This window comes from Pseudomonas sp. MWU347, assembly GCF_017947305.1.
GTDB classification, from domain to species: Bacteria; Pseudomonadota; Gammaproteobacteria; order Pseudomonadales; family Pseudomonadaceae; genus Aquipseudomonas; species Aquipseudomonas putida_A.
Genome location: NZ_JAFGZB010000001.1, coordinates 359687 through 380675, shown reverse-complemented (window position 1 = coordinate 380675; position 20989 = coordinate 359687). Strand labels below are relative to the sequence as shown.

Annotated in this window: 21 protein-coding genes and 1 other RNA gene; 12 read left to right on the top strand and 10 right to left on the bottom strand. The window is 62.1% G+C overall.

What is annotated here, in order from left to right:
• Window positions 1-113: 113 nt before the first annotated feature.
• Both KCG87_RS01705 and KCG87_RS01700 read left to right on the top strand, forming a co-directional pair.
• Complete coding sequence (locus KCG87_RS01705) at window positions 114-743, top strand: flagellar basal body-associated protein FliL (RefSeq protein WP_134784926.1); 630 nt, start codon at window positions 114-116, stop codon at window positions 741-743.
• A 177-nt stretch (window positions 744-920) separates the two neighbouring features.
• A complete protein-coding gene (locus KCG87_RS01700; RefSeq protein ID WP_098966189.1) occupies window positions 921-1535 on the top strand; it encodes an energy transducer TonB in 615 nt (204 codons plus the stop codon).
• 71 nt (window positions 1536-1606) lie between these two features.
• Here the strand turns inward: KCG87_RS01700 and KCG87_RS01695 are convergent, their stop codons facing one another.
• Complete coding sequence (locus KCG87_RS01695; protein WP_115985873.1) at window positions 1607-2584, bottom strand: NADPH:quinone oxidoreductase family protein; 978 nt, start codon at window positions 2582-2584, stop codon at window positions 1607-1609.
• Between the two features lie 150 nt (window positions 2585-2734).
• Between KCG87_RS01695 and KCG87_RS01690 the strand changes: the two genes are divergently transcribed.
• On the top strand, window positions 2735-3142 hold the full coding sequence (locus tag KCG87_RS01690; protein ID WP_027610485.1) for a flagellar basal body-associated protein FliL: 408 nt from the start codon (window positions 2735-2737) through the stop codon (window positions 3140-3142).
• Window positions 3143-3158: 16 nt separating this feature from the next.
• On the opposite strand, the gene KCG87_RS01685 is transcribed toward KCG87_RS01690, so the two are convergent.
• The 4 genes from KCG87_RS01685 to KCG87_RS01670 all read right to left on the bottom strand — a co-directional run bounded on the left by KCG87_RS01685 (window position 3159) and on the right by KCG87_RS01670 (window position 8536).
• Entirely contained in the window at window positions 3159-4277 is a 1119-nt protein-coding gene (locus KCG87_RS01685; protein ID WP_210556363.1) for an ABC transporter permease, read from the bottom strand.
• The gene (gene rbbA, locus KCG87_RS01680) at window positions 4277-7003 is read right to left on the bottom strand and encodes a ribosome-associated ATPase/putative transporter RbbA (protein ID WP_210556365.1); all 2727 of its coding nucleotides are present in this window, start codon (window positions 7001-7003) and stop codon (window positions 4277-4279) included. Before rbbA ends, KCG87_RS01685 begins: the two co-directional genes overlap by 1 nt.
• On the bottom strand, window positions 7000-7965 hold the full coding sequence (locus KCG87_RS01675; RefSeq protein ID WP_210556368.1) for an efflux RND transporter periplasmic adaptor subunit: 966 nt from the start codon (window positions 7963-7965) through the stop codon (window positions 7000-7002). The genes rbbA and KCG87_RS01675 overlap by 4 nt, the downstream gene beginning before the upstream one ends.
• A 121-nt stretch (window positions 7966-8086) precedes the next feature.
• The gene (locus KCG87_RS01670; RefSeq protein WP_210556370.1) at window positions 8087-8536 is read right to left on the bottom strand and encodes an EVE domain-containing protein; all 450 of its coding nucleotides are present in this window, start codon (window positions 8534-8536) and stop codon (window positions 8087-8089) included.
• Between the two features lie 197 nt (window positions 8537-8733).
• On the opposite strand from KCG87_RS01670, the gene KCG87_RS01665 reads away from it, so the two are divergent.
• The gene (locus KCG87_RS01665) at window positions 8734-8889 is read left to right on the top strand and encodes a hypothetical protein (protein WP_003229308.1); all 156 of its coding nucleotides are present in this window, start codon (window positions 8734-8736) and stop codon (window positions 8887-8889) included.
• 35 nt (window positions 8890-8924) lie between these two features.
• Here the strand turns inward: KCG87_RS01665 and KCG87_RS01660 are convergent, their stop codons facing one another.
• From KCG87_RS01660 to KCG87_RS01645, 4 genes are all read right to left on the bottom strand, one after another.
• Window positions 8925-9530, bottom strand: a complete 606-nt coding sequence (locus tag KCG87_RS01660; protein WP_095137625.1) for a 5-formyltetrahydrofolate cyclo-ligase — start codon at window positions 9528-9530, stop codon at window positions 8925-8927.
• Window positions 9531-9610: 80 nt separating this feature from the next.
• Window positions 9611-9789: non-coding RNA, 6S RNA (gene ssrS, locus KCG87_RS01655), on the bottom strand.
• A 30-nt stretch (window positions 9790-9819) separates the two neighbouring features.
• Window positions 9820-10137, bottom strand: a complete 318-nt coding sequence (locus KCG87_RS01650) for a cell division protein ZapA (RefSeq protein WP_007967943.1) — start codon at window positions 10135-10137, stop codon at window positions 9820-9822.
• The gene (locus tag KCG87_RS01645; protein WP_103483758.1) at window positions 10134-10343 is read right to left on the bottom strand and encodes a TIGR02449 family protein; all 210 of its coding nucleotides are present in this window, start codon (window positions 10341-10343) and stop codon (window positions 10134-10136) included. Before KCG87_RS01645 ends, KCG87_RS01650 begins: the two co-directional genes overlap by 4 nt.
• 134 nt (window positions 10344-10477) lie before the next feature.
• On the opposite strand from KCG87_RS01645, the gene KCG87_RS01640 reads away from it, so the two are divergent.
• The 8 genes from KCG87_RS01640 (at window position 10478) to gcvH (ending at window position 19669) form a co-directional block, all read left to right on the top strand.
• Entirely contained in the window at window positions 10478-11038 is a 561-nt protein-coding gene (locus KCG87_RS01640) for a YecA family protein (RefSeq protein WP_098966178.1), read from the top strand.
• Window positions 11039-11065: 27 nt separating this feature from the next.
• Window positions 11066-12400: a Xaa-Pro aminopeptidase gene (pepP, locus tag KCG87_RS01635; RefSeq protein ID WP_098966177.1), complete on the top strand. Its 1335-nt coding sequence runs from the start codon at window positions 11066-11068 to the stop codon at window positions 12398-12400.
• Window positions 12397-13584 carry a 2-octaprenyl-6-methoxyphenyl hydroxylase gene (ubiH, locus tag KCG87_RS01630; protein ID WP_098966175.1) on the top strand — a complete coding sequence of 396 codons (1188 nt, stop codon included), beginning with the start codon at window positions 12397-12399 and terminating at the stop codon, window positions 13582-13584. The genes pepP and ubiH overlap by 4 nt, the downstream gene beginning before the upstream one ends.
• Before the next feature lie 109 nt (window positions 13585-13693).
• The gene (locus KCG87_RS01625; RefSeq protein WP_171061890.1) at window positions 13694-14911 is read left to right on the top strand and encodes a 2-octaprenyl-3-methyl-6-methoxy-1,4-benzoquinol hydroxylase; all 1218 of its coding nucleotides are present in this window, start codon (window positions 13694-13696) and stop codon (window positions 14909-14911) included.
• 220 nt (window positions 14912-15131) lie between these two features.
• Complete coding sequence (locus KCG87_RS01620) at window positions 15132-16136, top strand: extracellular solute-binding protein (protein WP_135296801.1); 1005 nt, start codon at window positions 15132-15134, stop codon at window positions 16134-16136.
• Window positions 16137-16380: 244 nt separating this feature from the next.
• Entirely contained in the window at window positions 16381-17997 is a 1617-nt protein-coding gene (locus KCG87_RS01615) for an iron ABC transporter permease (protein WP_210556372.1), read from the top strand.
• A 156-nt stretch (window positions 17998-18153) separates the two neighbouring features.
• On the top strand, window positions 18154-19236 hold the full coding sequence (gene gcvT, locus KCG87_RS01610) for a glycine cleavage system aminomethyltransferase GcvT (protein ID WP_027610497.1): 1083 nt from the start codon (window positions 18154-18156) through the stop codon (window positions 19234-19236).
• A gap of 49 nt (window positions 19237-19285) precedes the next feature.
• A complete protein-coding gene (gene gcvH, locus KCG87_RS01605; RefSeq protein WP_098966169.1) occupies window positions 19286-19669 on the top strand; it encodes a glycine cleavage system protein GcvH in 384 nt (127 codons plus the stop codon).
• 56 nt (window positions 19670-19725) lie between these two features.
• Here the strand turns inward: gcvH and KCG87_RS01600 are convergent, their stop codons facing one another.
• Complete coding sequence (locus KCG87_RS01600; RefSeq protein ID WP_098966167.1) at window positions 19726-20868, bottom strand: DegT/DnrJ/EryC1/StrS aminotransferase family protein; 1143 nt, start codon at window positions 20866-20868, stop codon at window positions 19726-19728.
• Window positions 20869-20989: the final 121 nt, after the last annotated feature.

Below are 20989 nucleotides of genomic sequence, written 5' to 3'. Positions count from 1 at the left end.
TTCTTTTACGAACCTGTCGCTCAGCTGTAAGAACAGGGCGTTTTCACCACTTATCTACATGGAGTGACTTAGACTCGCGGCCCGTTCAGCCGATTGATCAGCCGAGATAAGCAATGTCACTGAAGGTTCGCATGTTGGTGCCGAGATTTTTGGTGGCAGCGGGACTTGCCGTCGTGTTGCTGGCATTGATCGTCACCGATCATCCTTCTCATTCCGGCCTGGGCAACGCCACGGTGCTGATCATTCGGCATGCGGAAAAACCGGATACAGGATCGGTGCTCAATGCCCGAGGCGAGCAACGTGCCGCCGCCTACGTCGACTATTTCAATCCGCTGAAACTCGACGGCCAGACGTTCACCCCCCAGCGTTTGATCGCTGCCGGCGATACCCCGGAAAGTTCGCGCTCACGCCTGACCCTGACCCCGTTGGCCCAGCGCTTGAACCTTGCGATCGAGCAGCCCTACGTCAACGGCGATCTGCATCAACTGGTCAAACTGTTGCGCAAGAGCAATCAGGCGCAGACGGTGCTAATCGCCTGGCACCACGGCCATATCAATAAACTGATCAAAGCCTTCGGCGGTGACCCCACAGCGCTGATGGGCCAGGAAAAATGGCCGGATGATGTCTTCGACTGGCTGATCGTCCTGCGCTTCGATGACAAGGGCCGGCTGATTCCGTCGCGCAGTCTGAAGGTGCAGGAGCACTTGTTGTCGGGCGACTCTGCCGGGCCGAACGGCGGCTAAACGTCCGTCAGAAAATTTACCTGCCGTCATTTGCCCAGCGGTTTCGTCGGATTTCCCATCGGGATCAGGAAATGTCCTGCATTCAATAGCGAAGCTGCGCCATTCAGTTAAAAGACAGTGCTCCGTAAACTTTCTGTTGTTGCCGGACAGGCATCTCAATAGGGAAGGGGCGCGATCATGCGGTGGTTTTTTGCAGGGCTTTTATTGACGATCTTCAGTCTTGCACTGGCGGCAGAAGGGTTACTCATACCTGAAAACAACCCGCAGCCGATTTACCCGAAGAGGTTGTCCAGGGCAGGGGTCGAAGGCGAGGTCAGGGTCAGCTTTATCGTCAAGGCGGATGGCTCGGTCAGCGCAATCGACATCGTGCAAAGTGATCACCCCGATCTGGCTGAGGCGGTCAAAGACGCCATAACACAGTGGCGCTTCAGGCCCTGGACGGTTGAAGACGGTCGGCCTGCGGAACAGCCCATCGTGGCGCCGATGCTCTTTCGATTGGCGAGGGATCAGCCGATCGACATCAACCAGTGGCTGAAGTCAGTAAAGTGTCGCGTCATCAATGACGGTTTCAGGAACATGCCTGAGCACGCCTGGGTCGACGCAGAAGTGTTTAATTACACCCGTGCTTACGTTTCCAACGTGATTCTCAAGAGTCAGTTGGCCGATGAACAACGTCTGGCAATCATCGCCAAGATGAACCGGCGCGTACCGATGATCGTCAGAGGCTGCCGGGAAGCTCCTATGCGTAGCTACATGAGTTTTCTGCCGGGAGAGGTTCGCGAGTTGCTTTGATAGCCAGCGACGCTGTGTTGCTGCCTGGCGCGAATCAGGCCGGCTCCGAGAGGTCACCGGCCAGAAAACACTCAGCGCACCTGCACCACCACCTTGCCCACCGCCTTGCGCTGCCCCAGATCGTTGATCGCCTGCGCCGCGTTGCTCAGCGGATACACCTGCGACACCAGCGGCTTCAACTTGCCCTCGGCGAACCAGCCGAACAACTGCTGGAAGTTCGCCGCGTTGTCCTGCGGCTGACGCTGGGCGAAGGAGCCCCAGAACACGCCGAGTACCGCGGCGCCCTTGAGCAGGGCGAGGTTGACCGGCAGCTCGGGGATGCGTCCGCTGGCGAAGCCGACCACCAGCAGGCGGCCGTTCCAGGCGATGGCGCGGATGGCCTGATCAAACAGGTCGCCGCCGACCGGGTCGTAGATCACGTCGGCGCCCTGGCCGTCGGTGAGGCGTTTGATTTCGTCCTTGAGGCTGGTTTCGCTGTAGTTGATCAGTTCATCGGCACCGGCGGCCTTGGCCACGGCGAGTTTTTCCGCGCTGCTGGCGGCGGCAATGACCCGGGCACCCATGGCTTTGCCGATTTCCACCGCCGCCAGGCCGACGCCACCGGAGGCGCCGAGCACCAGCAGGGTCTCGCCCGGTTGCAGGTTGGCCCGTTGTTTGAGGGCGTGCATCGAGGTGCCGTAGGTCATGCTGAACGCGGCGGCGGTGTTGAAATCCATCGACGGCGGGATCGGCAGCACGTTGTAACCCGGCACCGCGACCTGTTCGGCGAAGCTGCCCCAGCCGGTCAGGGCCATGACCCGGTCGCCGACTTTCAGGTGGCTGACTTTCTCACCGACGGCGCTGACCACGCCGGCCGCTTCGCCCCCCGGCGAAAACGGGAAGGGCGGCTTGAACTGATACTTGCCCTCGATGATCAGCGTGTCCGGGAAGTTGACCCCGGCGGCGTGCACCTCCAGCAGGATTTCGTTCTTCTTCGCGACAGGACTGGCGACGTCTTCCAGCACCAGCGATTCGGCAGGGCCGAAGGCTTTGCACAGCACGGCTTTCATCAGGGCTATTCCTTTGGGAGTGATGGCCGATAAGTGTAGGTGTGTCAGTCAACGGGTCAACGAGCATGCCCGGCCCTGATAGTCAGCCATAAGCTTGTGCTTGCGCGGCGGGTCGTTATGCTAGGCCGCAAACCGGATAAGGAGCGAATTGTGAAAGCGTGGATCATGTTGTTGCTGGCCCTGTCTCTGCCTGTGGCAGCGCTGGCCGAAGAAGCCAAAGAAGGCGAGGCGCCGAAGGTCAACTACATCACCCTGAGCCCGCCGTTCGTGGGTAACTACGGGCTGGACGGCACGCCCAAGCTGAAGGTCTACAAGGCCGACGTGGCGCTGCGTGTGACCGGCGAAGAGGCGACCAAACTGGTCAAGGCCAACGAGCCGCTGATTCGCAATCAACTGGTGGCGCTGTTCACTCAGCAGACCACCGAGGCGATGGGCAGCATCGAAGGCAAGGAAAAGCTGCGTCAGGAAGCCCTGAAGCAGACCCAGCAAGTGATGAATGACGAGACCGGCAAGCCGGTGGTTGAAGATCTGTTGTTCAACAACCTGATCATTCAGTAACCACGCTGGCCGCTGTTCAGGACGCCAGGCTTTTGCGAAAGCGCGCCAACGCGATGACGAAGAACAGCAGGCCGATAGCCGTCAGCGCCAGCAAGTCCGGCCAGACCACGCTCAGCCCGGCATCGCGAAACAGAATCGCGGCGCTGAGGCTGACAAAGTGTGTGGACGGCGAGCCCTGCATGACCCATTGCAGCCACTGCGGCATGCTGTCCAATGGCGTGCTGCCGCCGGACAGCAGCAACATCGGGATGATCACCGGAATCGCCAGCAGGCCGAACTGCGGCGTCGAACGCGCCAGCGTCGCCAGAAAGATGCCCAGCGCGGTACTGGCAAACAGATAAACCGCAGTCACCAGCAAAAACAGGCTCATCGAGCCGGCCAACGGCACATCCAGCAGGCCTTTGACCACCACCTCCAGCGACAGCCAGGTGCACAACACCACCACCAGCAGGTTGCTCCAGATTTTCGCCAGCATGATTTCCAGGGCCGTCAGCGGCAGCACCAGCAAATGGTCGAGCGTGCCGTGTTCGCGTTCGCGCAGCAGCGCCGTGCCGGTGAGGATGATCGCCAGAATAGTGATGTTGTTGACGATCTGAATCACCGCCAGAAACCAGCCGCCCTCCAGATTGGTGTTGAACAGGGCGCGAGTAGTCAGTTGCACGGGTGCCTTGGCCGCTGCACCGCCCTGACCGGCATAGTCGAGCAATTCGCGCTGGAAGATCCGGCCGATGTAGCCGGCGCCCATGAACGCCTGGCTCATCGCTGTGGCATCGACGTTGACCTGAATCGCCGGTTGCCGCGCGGCGAGCAAGTCGGTTTGAAAGCCCGCCGGAATATTGATCACGAAGGTGTACTCACCGCTGTCCATGACCTGATCCAGTTGCGCATAAGGCAGCAGCACCGGCGTCTGGAATTCCGGCGGCTGCAGGGCCTGGGCCAATTGGCGTGAGAGGGCGCTGTGGTCTTCGTCGACGATGGCCACGCTGGCGTTGTGCACGCCGATCACCGAACCGGCGGCGGGCATGTAAATCGCCACGGTGAAGGCGTAGAACAGGAACAGCAGCAACACGCTGTCATGGCGCAGGCTGGTCAGTTCCTTGAGTCCCAGGCGCAGGATGTGCGCGAACTTGTGCATCAGGCCTCCTGCTTTTTCAGCATGATCAGGCTCAGCCCGGTGAACCCGACAAAGAACCCGAACAGCGCCAGGCACTGTGGCCACAGTTGACGCAAGTCCAGCGCTTTGGTGAACGTACCCACCGCGATGTCGAGGAAGTGCCCCGCCGGAAACAGCATGCCCATCACTGCTGCCGCACCTTCCAGCGACGAGCGCGGCACGATCAGCCCGGAGAACTGGATGGTCGGCAGGCTGGTGATGATCATGGTGCCGAGGATCGCGGCGATTTGCGTGCGGGTGAATGCCGAAATCAGCAGGCCCATGCTGGTGGTCGCCAACACATACAGCAGTCCGCCGAATGCCAGTGTCAGCAGGCTGCCCTTGAACGGCACGCCGAACAGCCAGCGATTCATCGCCACCAGCAGCGCCAGATTGACCAGACTGACCAGCAGGTACGGCGCCTGTTTGCCCAGCAGAAACTCCAGACGGGTCAGGGGCGTGGCGTAGAAATTGGTGATCGACCCCAGCTCCTTTTCGCGGACGATGCCCAGCGCCGTGAGCATCGCCGGAATGAACGCCAGAATCAGCGCCATGACCCCGGGGCCGATAGCGTTGACGCTAACCACGTCCTGGTTGTAACGAAAGCGGGTTTCCAGGCTGGCGGCCGCCGGGTGGGCCAGCGCCGGGCTGCTCTGCTCGGCTAGTTGTTGCAGATTGGCCAAGTGTACGGCTTCAACATAATTGCGGCTGGTTTCGGCGCGAAACGGCATGCCGCCATCCAGCCACGCCGCCACAGCGGGTTGGCGCCCGGCGTACAGATCGCGGCCGAATCCGGGGGGAATCTCCAGCGCCAGTTTGATTTCCGAGCGTTGCAGGCGCCGGTGCAGTTCCTGCGGGTCATGAATGGCCGGCTGTTCGTCGAAGTACCGGGAGCCGCGAAACGCCTCCAGATAAGCTCGGCTCTGCGGCGTCTGATCCTGGTCGTACACGGCGAACGCGAGGTTTTCCACGTCCAGCGAGATGCCGTAACCGAAGATCACCATCATGAAAATCGCCCCGGCCAAGGCGAACGCCATGCGCACTTTGTCGCGCAACAGCTCCTTGCCTTCGCGACTGGCCACGGCCAACAGGCGACCGAGGCTGAAACCGTGACGGGGCAGCGGTGTTGTCGCTGCGCTCGGCGGCGCCATTTGCGGTTCGGCCACAGGCGCTGATGGCTGAGCGCCCTGAGCCTGTTCCAGGCAAGTGACGAAGGCCGCTTCCAGCGTCTCGCCGGCAAACTGGCGTTGCAGCGCCGCCGGGGTGTCGCAGGCGAGAACTTTGCCCGCGTGCATCAGCGAGATGCGGTCGCAGCGCCGCGCTTCGTTCATGAAGTGCGTGGAGAGGAAGATCGTCACGCCCTGTTCGCGGGACAACTCGATCAACAGTCGCCAGAAGTCATCGCGGGCTGCCGGATCGACGCCGGAAGTCGGCTCGTCGAGAATCAGCACCTCCGGGCGGTGCAGCACCGCCACCGCCAGTGACAGACGTTGGCGCAGTCCCAATGGCAACGCCCCGGAAGGCTGGTCGGCGACCGCAAGCAGATTGAAGCGCTGAATCAATGCCTCGATGCGTTGTGCACTCTCGGTTTTGGGCAGGTCGAACAGCCGCGCGTGCAGCTCGAGGTTCTGCCGCACACTGAGTTCGCCATACAGCGAAAAACTCTGCGACATGAAGCCGACCCGCTTGCGCGTGGCCAGATCCTTGGCGTTCACCGGGTTGCCGAGCAGCGTCGCACTGCCTTCACTGGCCGGCATCAACCCGGTCAGGACTTTCATGGTGGTGGTCTTGCCGCAGCCGTTGGAGCCAAGAAAGCCGAAAATCTCGCCACGCCCAATGGCAAAACTGACGTGATCCACAGCGGTGAAGTCGCCGAAGCGCAGCGTCAGGTCGTGGGCTTCGATGGCGATGTCGCTGCTGTTGCCGGTGCGCGGTGGAATCACCAGCGGCTGAGCGTCATGCTGGCTGTCACCCTGAAAATGGGTGAAGGCGTCATCGAGTTTGCCGCTGGGGGTGACGTTCGCCAGCTCGCGGCTCAGGCCGGTGGCGATCAACTTGCCGGCATCGAGCATCAGGCAATGCTCGAACTGCTCGGCTTCTTCCATATAGGCCGTGGCGACCAGCAGCGTCAGTTGCGGGCGCTGGCGTCGCACATCGTCGACCAACTCCCAGAAGCGCCGGCGCGAGAGCGGGTCGACGCCGGTGGTCGGCTCATCGAGGATCAGCAGATCCGGTTCATGGATCAGCGCGCAGCACAGCCCGAGTTTCTGCTTCATCCCACCGGACAACTTGCCGGCAGGGCGCTCGGCGAACTTCAGCAGATCCGTGGCGAGCAACAGGCTGTGCATGCGCTGCTCGCTTTCAGCCTTGGACAGGCCGAACAGCGTCGAGAAGAACTGGATGTTCTCGCGGATCGACAGCTCCGGGTACAAGTTGCCGCCCAGCCCCTGCGGCATGAAGGCGATGCGCGCATAGAGTGTGTCGCGATGCTGGCGATCCTCGATCGCGCCACCGAGCACGTCCAGCTGCCCTTGCTGCAAGGTCTTCACGCCGGCAATCAACCCCAGCAGACTGGATTTGCCGGCGCCATCGGGGCCGATCAGTCCGCAACGGGTGCCGGCGGGCAGGCTGAAGGCGATGTCGCTCAGCGCTTGCTGTTTGCCGTAGCGGTGCGCGATACCGTTCGCTTGAACCGCAAGGCCGCTCATTGCAGATTGGCCGGCCATTCGACGGGCGCGATCCGCACGTAGCCGGCCCCGGGCATGCCGGGTTTGGCCTGCGGCACGGCGCTGGGCTGAACCAGGCGCAGCTTGACGCGGAACACCAGTTTTTGCCGCTCGTCGCGGGTCTCGACCTCTTTAGGGGTGAACTGCGATTTGGCTGCGACGAAGCTGATTTTTGCCGGCAGCGGTTTATCGGGCAAGGCATCGAGCAGCACGCGAGCGTCATCGCCCACCGCCAGGCGCCCAGCCACCGCGGCTGACAGATAGAGGTTCATGTACTGGTCGTTGGGATCGATCAGCAGCAAGACCCGGCCCCCGGCCCCCAGCACTTCGCCGGGCTCGGCCATGCGCAGCTGGATCACGCCATCAATCGGCGCGCGCAGACTGCTGTCGTCAATTTCACTGGTCAACTGTGCGACTTGAGCCTGTGCCGCGCCAATCGCCGCACTGACAGCAGACACCTGGGCCCGGGCGGCGACAACGGCGGCATTACCGGTGCCGATGCGTGACTGCAGCTGATCGATGATCTGCGCGCTGACATAACCGTGCTTGAACAGTGATTGCGAACGCCCGAGCTCTTGCTGGGCCAGCAGCAGTTCACTCTGGCGCAATTGCACGTTGGCCTGAGCGGCGTTGAGATTCTCCCGGGCGCGCAACACTTCGGCTTCGGCCTGATTGCGCTGGGCTTCGAGGGTGCGGGTGTCCATACGCGCCAGCAGTTGGCCCTTGCTGACCTTGTCGCCTTCGTCGACCAGTACTTCGGCGAGGCGCCCGGGAGTCTTGCTGGCGATCTGCACTTCGGTGGCTTCCAGCCGCCCGTTGCCCATCGACAGTCCTTCGACCAGGCGGCTGCTGATGGACATCCAGTAACCGAGGCCGCCAGCGACGGCGAGTAATACCAGGAGCGAACCGGCGTATAGAAGTGAAGAACGGCTGTGCGTCGACATGGGGGCATCCTGCGGCAGTGGCTTGCAGTCTGACTGTTCAAGCGTTCCATTCGCTTGATGTCAGTCAAATGAGCGTCAAGCCTAGCCCCTTTTGTCGGTAAAAACCGTGACCGGCAAGTTCTCAGCGCAAGCCGAGCACGGCGGCCCACTGTTCGGCCGTCACCGGCATCACCGACAGGCGACTGCCTTTTTGCACCAGCGGTATTTCGGCCAGCGCAGTCTGCTGTTTCAGGTAATCGAGCTTCAGCACCCGGGCAAACGTCTCGACGTGTGCCACATCAATCGCACTCCAGGCGTTTTTCTCGGGTGTGGCCTTCGGGTCGAAGTAATGGCTCTCGGGTTCCAGTGCGGTGGGATCCGGGTACGCCGCCTCGATTATTTTGCCGATTCCGGCGATACCCGGCTCCGGGCAACTGGAGTGGTAGAAAAAGAACTCATCGCCCACCGCCATCGCCCGCAGGAAATTGCGCGCCTGATAGTTGCGAACCCCGTCCCAGCGCGCTTTGCCGAGTTTCTCCAGATCTTTGATCGAGAGTTCGTCGGGCTCGGATTTCATCAGCCAATAGGCCATGTCTTTTGCTCCTCAAGCGGTGATTGGGCAGGTTGTCGGGCAATTTTATGACAAACCGACGGTCGGTTGACGTCAGCGTTTGCGCCCGGGTTCACGTTGTCGCAAAATGCCGGCCTTTAAAGCTTGACGCTGCTGCACGGCCTACGAACGGAAACCGCTGCTGTCATCGTGATGATGTGCCTTGAGGGGGGCAATCGATGAAACGCAAACCGGATTTGCTATGGACTTTGGTTATTTTGTTCGGCCTTGGTGTCGTGACCACCGGTTACGCGCAAAGTCTGTGGACGAGCAAGACCGATGCTCCGGTTGAAGTCGCGCAACAGGTCCAACAGTCGACCGCCTTCAAACGCTGAAACTGCCTTCCCGACGCCGCTGATCTGCGCGGCGTCTATCCCGCGAAATACCACGCTTTATCGGTGACCGTGCCCTGCAACGGTACATCCCAGCTGGCCTGCGCCAGGCGTTCGACCTTCTGACATTCATGGGCCAGGCCCAGCAACGTCGGCTTGCGCCAGTTCTTGCGCCGGGCCAGGTACGCCAGACTGCGGTCGTAGAATCCGCCGCCCATCCCCAGACGTCCGCCAACATCGTCAAACCCCACCAGTGGCAACAGCACCAGATCCAGGGTCCAGATCTTGCGCTGATGGGCCAGATTGGCTCGTGGTTCGAGAATGCGGAAGCGGTTGGGCTTGAGCTTGTCGCCGGGGCGAATTCGCTGGAACACCATTTTGGTTCGCGGCCAGGCGCTTAGCACCGGCAGATACGTGGCTTTGCCGCGACGCTGGGCTTCACGCAGCAGCAGGCGCGGGTCGATTTCACCGTCGGTGGGCAGATAAAGCGAAATATGTCGGGCCCGGCGGAAGTGCGGGTCTTGCGCCAGTTGGCGGAACAGGCCTTTGGCGGCTTGTCGTTGTTCACCGGGAGTCAGTGAGCGGCGCGCCTTGCGCAGCAGGCGGCGGAGTTGCGGGCGGGGCAGCAGCGCAGGTTCGGTCATGGTTCGGCTTCGGCAGGTGAGGGCGAAAACGCACGCATAAAAAATCCGATGCCGGCAAAAACCGGCATCGGATTCGAATCAGGCTCCCCGGATGAACCGCTGTCAACTTAGCCCTTGAACCCGAAAGTTCAAGGTGGAGGATGCAGTAGACTTTAAGGCTTTCCGTCTGGCGGACATGCACACCAGCCCAACGTGCAACCTCCAGGGTAGTGCAAATCGGCTCAGGGACATCGTCAACTGGCAAGCACCCCAGGGAGTGCGGCGAGTATACCTCAAGCGGCCTGGCGAATCAGCCCTTGCTGATGTCCGGATCGTCGGCCAGCACCAGATCGACACGATCGAGCAAGTCGCGCACCTGTTCACGGGTCGAGCCGCTGGCCTGGATGTCCGGGCGCTCTTCTTTGTGCAAGAGGTCGTGGGTGATGTTCAGCGCAGCCATCACCGCAATACGGTCGGCGCCGATGACTTTGCCGCTGCTGCGGATCTCGCGCATCTTGCCGTCCAGGTAGCGGGCGGCGCTGACCAGATTGCTGCGTTCTTCCTGGGGGCAGATGATCGAATATTCTTTGTCGAGGATCTGCACGGTAACGCTATTGCTTGAACTCATGAGTCTTGCTCCAGGGCCTTGAGGCGCGAAATCATCGATTCGACCTTACGCCGGGCGATTTCGTTTTTTTCAATGAGGTGAGCGCGTTCCTCGCGCCAGGTCTTTTCCTGAGCTAGTAAGAGTGCGTTTTGACTCTTTAGTTGCTCGACTCGGGTAATCAGCTTTTCGAGTCTGGCCATCAGCGCTTGCAGGTCGGTGTCTTCCATTGTGTCCACTGAATTCATCTGATGGGCGGCAGGCGCCTGGCTGGCGGACAGCCTTTAATAGTCTTGGCGAGTCTGTCGATGTAGGATACAAGGCCTTCATTCTAGACATAGCGCCGTCTGGCGCCTAGCTGCCCATGACCATTGCGAATTCCCCGTACCAAGCCTTTGCCACCCTGCTGACGTCCAGCGGCCACAACGTCTCGCCTGCCGAACTGCACGGCCTGCTGCTCGGCCGCAGCTGCGCCGGTGCCGGCTTCAACGCCGACGAGTGGCTGATCGATGCCGCCGAACTTCTGGAAAACGAGCCACAGGACAACGTCCGCAACGCCCTGATCGGCCTGCAAGAGATGGTCAAGGGTGAGTTGACCGGTGACGACGTCACCGTCGTTCTGCTGCTGCCGACCGATGACGCGCCGCTGGCCGACCGCGCCGCCGCACTGGGCCAATGGTGCCAGGGCTTCCTCAGCGGTTTCGGCCTGAACTGCCGCGACAGCAGCATGCTCAGCACTGAAGCCACCGAAGTGCTGCAGGATCTGGCGGCGATCTCCCAGGTGCAAGACGCTCTGGAAGAATCCGAAGACGGCGAAAGCGACTACATGGAAGTCATGGAATACCTGCGCGTCGCGCCGCTGCTGCTGTTCTCGGAAACCAAGAAAGCCGACGTGCCGCCAGCCGCCAAGCCGTCGCTGCATTAATCGCGTGCCAGGGAAAGCCATCTGCCCATGATCCATATCCCCAAAGCGGAATACAGCCGTCGCCGCAAGGCCCTGATGGCGCAGATGGAACCCAACAGCATCGCGATCCTGCCCGCCGCCGCAGTCGCGATCCGCAACCGCGACGTCGAGCACGTCTACCGTCAGGACAGCGACTTTCAGTACCTCAGCGGTTTCCCCGAGCCACAGGCGGTCATCGTCCTGATGCCCGGCCGCGAGCACGGCGAGTACGTGCTGTTCTGCCGCGAGCGCAATGCCGAACGCGAGTTATGGGACGGCCTGCGCGCCGGCCAGGAAGGCGCAATCCGTGATTACGGCGCTGACGACGCGTTCCCGATTACCGACATCGACGACATCCTGCCGGGCCTGATCGAAGGCCGCGACCGGGTGTATTCGGCGATGGGAAGCAACCCGGAGTTCGACCGCCATCTGATGGACTGGATCAACGTGATCCGCTCCAAGGCGCACCTCGGCGCCCAGCCACCGAACGAATTCGTTGCCCTGGATCACCTGCTGCACGACATGCGCCTGTATAAATCGGCGGCAGAAGTGAAGGTGATGCGCGAAGCCGCACGGATTTCCGCTCAGGCGCATATCCGCGCGATGCAGGCCAGCCGGCCGGGACTGTACGAATACAGCCTCGAAGCCGAACTCGATTACGAATTCCGCAAGGGCGGGGCGAAGATGCCGGCCTATGGTTCGATCGTCGCTGCCGGGCGCAACAGCTGCATCCTGCATTACCAGCAGAATGACGCGCTGCTCAAGGACGGCGATCTGGTGTTGATCGACGCCGGTTGCGAGATCGACTGCTACGCCAGCGACATCACCCGCACCTGGCCGGTCAACGGCAAGTTTTCCGCCGAGCAGAAAGCGATCTACGAACTGGTGCTGGCCTCGCAGGAAGCCGCATTCGCTGAAATCGCCCCGAACAAAAACTGGAACCAGGCGCACGAAGCCACGGTACGGGTGATTACCGCAGGCCTGGTCAAGCTCGGAATCCTGCAAGGCGAGGTCGATGAGTTGATCGCGACCGAAGCCTATAAAGCGTTTTACATGCACCGTGCCGGCCATTGGCTGGGCATGGATGTACATGACGTTGGCGAGTACAAAGTCGGCGGCGAATGGCGGGTGCTGGAGGTCGGCATGGCGCTGACCGTGGAGCCGGGCATCTACATCGCCCCGGACAACCAGCACGTAGCGAAGAAATGGCGCGGCATTGGCGTGCGCATCGAGGATGACGTGGTAGTGACCAAGACCGGTTGTGAAATATTGACCAGCGGCGTACCGAAAACCGTTGCCGAAATCGAAGCGCTGATGGCGCAAGCACGGACACACGCGGCATGAGTCGAGTCAATCTGGCAATCATCGGTGGCGGCCTGGTCGGCGCCAGCCTGGCGTTGGCCTTGCAGGCCGGGGCCAAGGCGCGTGGCTGGAAAATCGTCCTGATCGAACCGTTCGCCCCCGGCGACAGCTGGCAGCCGAGCTACGACGCACGTTCGTCGGCGCTGTCCTTCGGTTCCCGGCAGATCTATCAACGGCTGGGCGTGTGGCAGGAGATTTCCCGCCGCGCCGAGCCGATCAAACAGATTCACGTGTCCGACCGTGGCCGCTTCTCCACCGCCCGTCTGTCGGCGATGGAAGAGGGCGTGCCGGCACTCGGCTACGTGGTGGAAAACGCCTGGCTCGGCCAGTGCCTGTGGCAGCACCTGGACAAAGACGTGATCAGTTGGCGCTGCCCGGCGGAAGTCACGCGCATGGAGCCGCTGCCTGACGGCTATCGCCTGACCCTCAATGATGAAACCACCGTCGAGTGCGATCTGGCGGTGCTCGCCGATGGTGGTCGCTCCGGTCTGCGCGAACAACTGGGCATCAACGTGCGCAAGCGTCCGTACAACCAGAGCGCGCTGATCGCCAACATCACCCCGAGCGAATCACACAACGGCATGGCCTTCGAGCGCTTCACCGACGAAGGGCCGATGGCCTTGCTGCCGCTGCCGGACAACCGTTGCGCACTGGTCTGGACCCGCCTGGGCATGGATGCGCAACGCCTGGCAGACCTCAGCGAGCGCGATTTCCTCAGCGAACTGCAAGGCGTGTTCGGCTACCGCCTCGGCACCTTGAAACAGGTCGGCGCGCGGCATCTGTATCCGTTGTCACTGGTCGAGGCCGAAGAGCAGGTGCGCTCGCATTTGGCCGTACTCGGCAATGCCGCGCACAGCCTGCACCCGATTGCCGGACAAGGTTTCAACCTGTCCCTGCGGGATGCTGATGCACTGGCTGCCGCACTGCTCGCCAGCGACAAACCGCTGGGCGACTTCGCCACCTTGCAGGCCTATCGCGAGCGGCAGCGTCTGGATCAGGAGCTCACCGTGGGCTTCTCCGATCAGGTCACCCGGCTGTTCGGCAGCACCCAGCCGCTGATCTCGCTGGGCCGCAACATCGGCCTGCTCGGTCTCGATCTGTTGCCACCGGCCAAGCGCTGGTTTGCTCGTCAGGCCATGGGGCTGGGGACGCGGCCGGATGCTTGAGCGGCGGGTCGGCACTTTCACTTTCAGCAGCGCGCCGCCAACTGGCGCGCTGGCTAAAACCCTTTACGGGCGGCGTATGCCGCCAGCGAGACAGGCTTAAAGCATGGAAATGCGCGCAGATCTGCTGATTGTCGGAGCCGGAATGGTCGGCAGCGCCCTCGCGTTGGCGTTGCAGGACAGCGGCCTGGAAGTGTTGCTGCTCGACGGCAGCCCGCTGAGCGTCAAACCGTTCGACGCCGCCGCGCCGTTCGAGCCGCGAGTGAGCGCCTTGTCGGCGGCCAGCCAGCGGATACTCGAACGCCTTGGCGTCTGGGACGGCATCGCCAAGCGCCGCAGCAGCCCGTACACCGACATGCACGTGTGGGACGGCAGCGGCACCGGGCAGATTCATTTCTCGGCGAGCAGTGTGCATGCCGAAGTGCTCGGCCATATCGTCGAAAACCGCGTGGTGCAGGATGCCTTGCTCGATCGTTTGCACGATTGCGATCTGGGCATGCTGGCCAACGCACGGCTGGAACAGATGCGCCGCTCCGGTGACGACTGGCTTCTGACTCTGGCCGATGGTCGGCAGTTGCGTGCGCCGCTGGTGATTGCGGCGGACGGCGCCAATTCGGCGGTACGCCGTCTGACCGGCGTCGCTACTCGCGAGTGGGATTACCTGCACCATGCCATCGTTACCAGCGTGCGCAGCAGCAAGCCGCACCGGATGACCGCGTGGCAGCGTTTCACCGATCACGGGCCGCTGGCGTTTCTGCCGCTGGAGCGTGACGGGCAGCAGGACTGGTGCTCGATCGTCTGGTCGACAACGCCAAGTGAAGCCGAACGCCTGATGGCGCTGGATGAAGCGGCATTCTGTCGTGAGCTGGAGCGAGCCTTTGAAGGTTGCCTGGGCGAAGTCGTCAGTGCTGATCCACGGCTGTGCGTGCCTTTGCGTCAACGCCACGCCAAACGCTACGTGGCCGAAGGCCTGGCACTGATCGGCGACGCCGCGCACACCATTCACCCGTTGGCCGGGCAGGGTGTGAACCTGGGTTTCCTCGATGCGGCGGTGCTGGCTGAAGTGCTGTTGCAAGCGGCGGAACGCGGCGAACGGCTGGCGGATGTGAAGGTGCTGAGCCGCTACGAGCGCCGGCGCATGCCGCACAACCTGGCATTGATGGCGGCGATGGAGGGCTTCGAGCGCTTGTTCCAGGCTGACCCGTTGCCGGTGCGCTGGTTGCGCAACGCCGGATTGAAACTGGTGGAGCAGATGCCGGAGGCCAAGGCGTTGTTTGTGCGTGAGGCGCTGGGGTTGACCGGGGATCTGCCGGTACTGGCCAAACCCTGAGATTTGTTTGAGGCTGATGGCCTCTTCGCGAGCAAGCCCGCTCCCACATTGGAATACATTTCAGGGGTGGGAGCGGGCTTGCTCGCGAAGGGGCCAGAACCGACGCCATGAATTTCAGCTTGTGCAACATCTGGTAACTCCTTGCCCAAGTGTTCGATTGAGCTGGTAAATGTGAGTCCTTATCATTTGGCCCACATTTTCCGACCGAGAGATCACTCCCATGTTGGCACCCAAGCGTCTCCTGACCGCACTGGCCCTGACCCTGATCGGCAGCACTGCCGCCCAGGCCGCCGACGAGGTGGTGGTCTACTCCTCGCGTATCGATGAGTTGATCAAACCGGTGTTCGACGCCTACACCGCGAAAACCGGGGTGAAGATCAAGTTCATCACCGACAAGGAAGCGCCGCTGATGCAGCGGATCAAGGCCGAGGGCGAAAACGCCACCGCCGACCTGCTGCTCACCGTGGATGCCGGCAACCTCTGGCAGGCCGAACAGATGGGCATCCTCCAGCCGTTCACCTCGAAGACCATCGACAGCAACATTCCCGCGCAATACCGCTCCTCCAGCCACGCCTGGACCGGCCTGAGCCTGCGCGCGCGGACCATCGCCTATTCCACCGAACGGGTGAAACCGGGCGAGTTGACCACCTACGAAGCGTTGGCCGACAAGAATTGGGAAGGGCGTCTGTGCCTGCGCACGGCGAAGAAGGTCTACAACCAGTCGCTGACCGCGACCATGATCGAAGTGCACGGCGCCGAGAAGACCGAGAAGATCCTCAAGGGCTGGGTCAACAACCTGTCCACCGATGTGTTCTCCGACGACGTTGCGGTGCTGGAAGCGATCAACGCCGGGCAGTGCGACGTCGGCATCGTCAACACCTACTACTACGGGCGCCTGCACAAGCAGAAGCCCGACCTGCCGGTGAAACTGTTCTGGCCGAATCAGGCCGATCGCGGCGTGCATGTAAACCTGTCCGGTATCGGCCTGACCCAACATGCACCGCACCCGGAAGCAGCCAAGGCGCTGGTCGAATGGATGACCACACCTGAAGCGCAGAAAATCTTCGCCGACGTCAACCAGGAGTTCCCGGCCAACCCGGCAGTGAAACCTTCGGAAGAAGTGGCGGCGTGGGGCAAGTTCGTCGCTGACACCTTGCCGGTGGAAGTGGCGGGCAAGCGTCAGGCGGAAGCGATCCGCATGATGGATCGGGCGGGTTGGAACTGAGTATTTGCCGGTCGCTGTGTTCGCTCAAGATCGCTGCCCTCACCCCAGCCCTCTCCCGGGGGGAGAGGGAGCCGATCTCCATGGCTTTCAAGACCGGAGCTCGGCTCGATGTATCAGGTCGGCGTAAATCGAAAGGTCACCACGTTCAGTCCCCTCTCCCTCCGGGAGAGGGTTAGGTGAGGGCAGCAATCTCGAGCTGAAACACCTGAATCAGAACCACCAACCACCCCTCAGAGTCCCAAAAGTGGCCCAACCCGCCCAACGCCGCTGGTACCCCATCGTCCTCGCCATTGCCGCGCTGGTGCTGTTGCCCCTGAGTGTCCTGCTGCTGTCGTGGCAGACCATCGATCAGCAGATCTGGTCGCACCTGTGGGAAACCCAGATGCCGCGCCTGCTCGGCAACACCCTGACGCTGGTGCTCGGCGTTGGCGTCGGTGTGACGCTGCTCGGTGTCAGTCTGGCGTGGCTCACCAGCCTCTGCGAATTCCCCGGACGGCGCTGGCTCGACTGGGCGCTGATGCTGCCGTTCGCCATCCCGGCCTACGTGCTGGCGTTCGTCTTCGTCGGCCTGCTGGACTTCGCCGGCCCGGTGCAGACCCTGCTGCGTGAGTGGTTCGGCAGCGGCTTGCGCCTGCCGCGCGTGCGCTCTACCGGCGGGGTGATCGTGGTGCTGGTGCTGGTGTTTTATCCGTACGTTTACCTGCTGGCGCGCACCGCGTTTCTCGCGCAGGGCAAAGGCTTGATGGAGGCGGCGCGGGTACTCGGGCAATCGCCATGGCAGGCGTTCTGGCGGGTGGCGTTGCCGATGGCGCGTCCGGCGATTGGCGCCGGTGTGGCGCTGGCGCTGATGGAGACGCTGGCGGATTTCGGCGCGGTGTCGGTGTTCAACTTCGACACCTTCACCACCGCCATCTACAAGACCTGGTACGGCTTCTTCAGCCTGCCGAGCGCCGCACAACTGGCGAGCCTGTTGCTGCTGGTGGTGATGCTGGTGCTGTACGGAGAGCGGCGCGCCCGTGGCGCCAACCGGGCGAGCAACGAGCGCCCCAGGGTCAAGGCGTTGTATCAGCTGCGCGGGCTAAAGGCGTTCGCGGCGACCGGCTGGTGCACGTTGGTGTTTGCCTGCGCGTTCGTGATTCCGTTGCTGCAACTGCTCGTATGGTTCTGGCAGCGCGGGCGCTTCGATCTCGATGAGCGTTATGCCGGGCTGATCCTGCACACCCTGTATCTGGGCGGCATGGCGGCGTTGATCACCGTCAGCGTCGCGCTGTTGCTGGCGTTTGCCCGACGTCTGGCGCCGACCCGGGCAATCCGTTCCGGGGTCAGTCTGGCCAATCTTGGTTATGCGCTGCCGGGTTCGGTGCTGGCGGTGTCGATCATGCTGGCGTTCAGTTATCTCGACCGCGAACTGGTGATTCCGCTGTCGGGCTGGCTCGGCGGCGCCGGCAAGCCATTGCTGCTGGGCAGTCTGGCGGCGTTGCTGATGGCCTATCTGGTGCGCTTTATCGCGGTGGCCTACGGACCACTGGAAAACAGTCTGGCGCGTATACGGCCTTCATTGCCCGAAGCGGCACGTAGTCTGGGTGTCAGTGGGCCGCGACTGTTTTTCAAAGTGTATCTGCCGCTGTTGCTGCCCGGCACACTGAGCGCGGCGTTGCTGGTGTTCGTCGATGTGCTCAAGGAAATGCCCGCGACCCTGCTGATGCGCCCGTTTGGCTGGGACACGCTGGCGGTGCGGATCTTCGAAATGACCAGTGAAGGGGAGTGGGCGCGGGCATCGCTGCCGGCGCTGACCCTGGTGTTGGTCGGCCTGTTACCGGTCATCGGCCTGATCCGCCGCTCGGCGCACCGAAACACTTAGTCGTCAGTCCTGAATCATGCGGCTACAATGCGCGGCATTCGGTGCGGTTCGTCTGACAGACCCGTTCGCTGAAATCGGCTGAAAGCCTTCTATTTCGAGGCTTTCACCCCGTACAGCGGCTGTCCGCACCTTCGCCACGCCCGGAAGGAGAAACCCATGGGACAGCGTACGCCTCTGTATGACCTGCATCTCGCCCTCGGCGCGAAGATGGTCGATTTTGGCGGTTGGGACATGCCACTGCATTACGGCTCGCAGGTCGAGGAACACCACGAGGTGCGCCGCGATTGCGGGGTGTTCGATGTTTCCCATATGACCGTTATCGACATTGACGGCCCCCAGGCCAAGGCCTGGCTGCAGCATTTGCTGGCCAATGACGTCGAACGCCTGCATCGCCCCGGCCGCGCGCTCTACAGCACGATGCTCAACGAACGTGGCGGCATCGTCGACGACATGATCGTCTATCGCCTCGAAGACCGTTATCGTCTGGTGTTCAACGCCTCCACTCGCGACCAGGATCTGGCGTGGATGCAGGCGCAGGTCGCCGGTTACGACGTGCATCTGCACGAGCGTCAGGATCTGGCGATGCTCGCCATTCAAGGCCCGCAGGCCCGGCAGAAGATTGCCGAACTGGTGACCCAGTCCCGCGCCGCACTGATCCAGCACCTCAAACCGTTCGAAGCCGAAGTCGATGGCGACTGGTTCATCGCCCGCACCGGTTATACCGGTGAAGACGGCCTGGAAATCGCTTTGCCGGCCGAGCAGGCGCCGGGATTTTTCAACGATCTGGTCGGTGCCGGTATTTCGCCAATCGGCCTCGGCGCCCGCGACACGTTGCGGGTCGAAGCCGGGATGAACCTCTACGGCCAGGACATTCATCAGGATGTCTCGCCGCTGGCGTCCAATATGGCCTGGAGCATCGCTTGGGAACCGGCTTCGCGGCAGTTCATCGGTCGCTCGGCGCTGGAAGCGGAAAAAGCCGCCGGCGTTGCGCACAAACTGGTGGGTCTGGTGCTTGAGGAGCGCGGTGTTTTGCGCGCCCATCAAGTGGTTCGTATCGCCGATGTTGGCGAAGGAGAGATCACCAGTGGTAGTTTCTCTCCTACGCTAAGCAAATCGATTGCCCTGGCGCGTGTACCGATGGCTACCGCCGACCGCGCCGAAGTGGAAATCCGTGGCAAGTGGTATCCGGTACGAGTGGTCAAACCGACCTTCGTGCGCCATGGTAAAACCTTGATCTGACCTTTTCCGGCGGGCCTGACCGCTGACAATTTTCTTGAGGACACCGAGCATGAGCAATATCCCCGCCGAACTGCGTTTTGCCGAAAGTCATGAATGGGCACGCCTGGAAGCCGACGGCACCGTTACCGTGGGCATCAGCGATCACGCGCAGGAAGCGCTGGGCGATGTGGTGTTCGTTGAACTGGCCGAAGTCGGCAAGGTGTTTGCTGCCGGTGAGGCTGCCGGTGTTGTCGAGTCGGTGAAGGCCGCGTCCGACATCTACTCCCCGATCGGCGGTGAAGTGATCGCGGTCAACGAAACGCTGGCTGACTCGCCGGAAGAGCTGAACAACGATCCGTACGCCGCATGGATCTTCAAGCTCCAGCCAAGCGACAAGGCCGAGCTGGACAAGCTGCTGGACGCTGCTGCCTACAAGGCTGCCATCGGCGAATAAGCAGACTGTAATACTGCAAAAGCCCCGATCTCTCGGGGCTTTTTTGTAGGCGTTGATCAGGCGTCGCGCAATACCGCTTTCACTGCCGCCACCGAACGCTCGACGTCGTCCTTGGTCATGGTGGTGAACATCGGCAATGACACGATCAAGCGTCCAACGCGCTCGGCAACTGGCAACATGCCTTCCTTGAACCCGCGCTCGCGGTACAGGCTCAGCAAGTGGATCGGCGGGTAGTGATAGCCGATGCCGATGCCTTTGGCCTGCATCTGCTCCATGAACGTGGCGCGGGCCGGCAAGCCGTCCTTGCGCTCCGGCAGGACCAGCTGGAACAGGTGCCAGTTGCTCTGGGTGAAGTCCGCCGGTGGCAGTTGGGCGCCATAAGTCGCTTCAAAGTCATCGCCAAAACATTTGAAGTAGTGCCGGGCCAGTTCCTGACGATGGGCGGTCAGCGCCTCGATATGGGCGAACTGGCCGAGGCCGATGGTGGCGGCGATGTCGGTCATGTTGAACTTGCCACCGAGCACATCGACGTCCAGACCATCAAAGCCGTTGCGGGTCACGCCCTGCAGGCGGTACTTCTCCGCCAGCCGCGCCTCTTCCGGGGTGTTCAGCACCAGGCAGCCGCCCTCGGAGCAGGTGACGTTCTTGTTCGCCTGAAAGCTGAACGACACGAAATCGCCGGTGGCGCCGATGCGCTGGCCGTTCCAGCTCGAACCCAGGGCCTGAGCGGCGTCTTCGACAATGCGCAAGTTGTGTTTGCGGGCGATGGCGTACAAGCGTTCCATGTCCACCGGCAGGCCGGCGAGGTACACCGGAATCACTGCTTTGGTGCGTGGGGTGATCGCCGCTTCGAGCTTGTCCAGATCGATGTTGCGGGTCACCGGATCGATGTCGGCAAACACTGGTGTGGCGCCGACTTCGAGGATCACGTTGGCGGTGGCGACCCAGGAAATCGGCGTGGTGATCACTTCGTCACCCGGCCCGATGCCGGCGATGCGCAAGGCGATTTCCATGGTGCAGGTGCCGGAGTTGAAGGTGCGCACCGGGCGCCCTCCGAAGTATTCCGACAGTTGTGCTTCAAAGGCCTGGACCTTCGGCCCGCTGGTGATCCAGCCGGAGCGCAGCACATCGCCGACGGCGGCAATCGTGGCTTCATCAATGACAGGTTTGGAAAACGGCAGGAACGGCAGTTGGCTCATGAGGATTCGATCATCCGAAAGTTGGACGCCTGATGCAGGCGCTACAGCATGCCCCGGAACCCCCTCTGCCGCCAAGCCGTGCGCGTCGGGATCGGCTGCTATGCTGGTTTGACCGTGTTGC

Excerpts from the sequence above, each read along its gene's own strand:
- KCG87_RS01705 (WP_134784926.1), top strand. The coding sequence starts at position 114 with ATGTCACTGAAGGTTCGCATGTTGGTGCCGAGATTTTTGGTGGCAGCG.
- KCG87_RS01700 (WP_098966189.1), top strand. The coding sequence starts at position 921 with ATGCGGTGGTTTTTTGCAGGGCTTTTATTGACGATCTTCAGTCTTGCA.
- KCG87_RS01695 (WP_115985873.1), bottom strand. The coding sequence starts at position 2,584 with ATGAAAGCCGTGCTGTGCAAAGCCTTCGGCCCTGCCGAATCGCTGGTG.
- KCG87_RS01685 (WP_210556363.1), bottom strand. The coding sequence starts at position 4,277 with ATGCACAAGTTCGCGCACATCCTGCGCCTGGGACTCAAGGAACTGACC.
- rbbA (WP_210556365.1), bottom strand. The coding sequence starts at position 7,003 with ATGAGCGGCCTTGCGGTTCAAGCGAACGGTATCGCGCACCGCTACGGC.
- KCG87_RS01675 (WP_210556368.1), bottom strand. The coding sequence starts at position 7,965 with ATGTCGACGCACAGCCGTTCTTCACTTCTATACGCCGGTTCGCTCCTG.
- KCG87_RS01670 (WP_210556370.1), bottom strand. The coding sequence starts at position 8,536 with ATGGCCTATTGGCTGATGAAATCCGAGCCCGACGAACTCTCGATCAAA.
- KCG87_RS01665 (WP_003229308.1), top strand. The coding sequence starts at position 8,734 with ATGAAACGCAAACCGGATTTGCTATGGACTTTGGTTATTTTGTTCGGC.
- KCG87_RS01660 (WP_095137625.1), bottom strand. The coding sequence starts at position 9,530 with ATGACCGAACCTGCGCTGCTGCCCCGCCCGCAACTCCGCCGCCTGCTG.
- KCG87_RS01650 (WP_007967943.1), bottom strand. The coding sequence starts at position 10,137 with ATGAGTTCAAGCAATAGCGTTACCGTGCAGATCCTCGACAAAGAATAT.
- KCG87_RS01645 (WP_103483758.1), bottom strand. The coding sequence starts at position 10,343 with ATGGAAGACACCGACCTGCAAGCGCTGATGGCCAGACTCGAAAAGCTG.
- KCG87_RS01640 (WP_098966178.1), top strand. The coding sequence starts at position 10,478 with ATGACCATTGCGAATTCCCCGTACCAAGCCTTTGCCACCCTGCTGACG.
- pepP (WP_098966177.1), top strand. The coding sequence starts at position 11,066 with ATGATCCATATCCCCAAAGCGGAATACAGCCGTCGCCGCAAGGCCCTG.
- ubiH (WP_098966175.1), top strand. The coding sequence starts at position 12,397 with ATGAGTCGAGTCAATCTGGCAATCATCGGTGGCGGCCTGGTCGGCGCC.
- KCG87_RS01625 (WP_171061890.1), top strand. The coding sequence starts at position 13,694 with ATGCGCGCAGATCTGCTGATTGTCGGAGCCGGAATGGTCGGCAGCGCC.
- KCG87_RS01620 (WP_135296801.1), top strand. The coding sequence starts at position 15,132 with ATGTTGGCACCCAAGCGTCTCCTGACCGCACTGGCCCTGACCCTGATC.
- gcvT (WP_027610497.1), top strand. The coding sequence starts at position 18,154 with ATGGGACAGCGTACGCCTCTGTATGACCTGCATCTCGCCCTCGGCGCG.
- gcvH (WP_098966169.1), top strand. The coding sequence starts at position 19,286 with ATGAGCAATATCCCCGCCGAACTGCGTTTTGCCGAAAGTCATGAATGG.
- KCG87_RS01600 (WP_098966167.1), bottom strand. The coding sequence starts at position 20,868 with ATGAGCCAACTGCCGTTCCTGCCGTTTTCCAAACCTGTCATTGATGAA.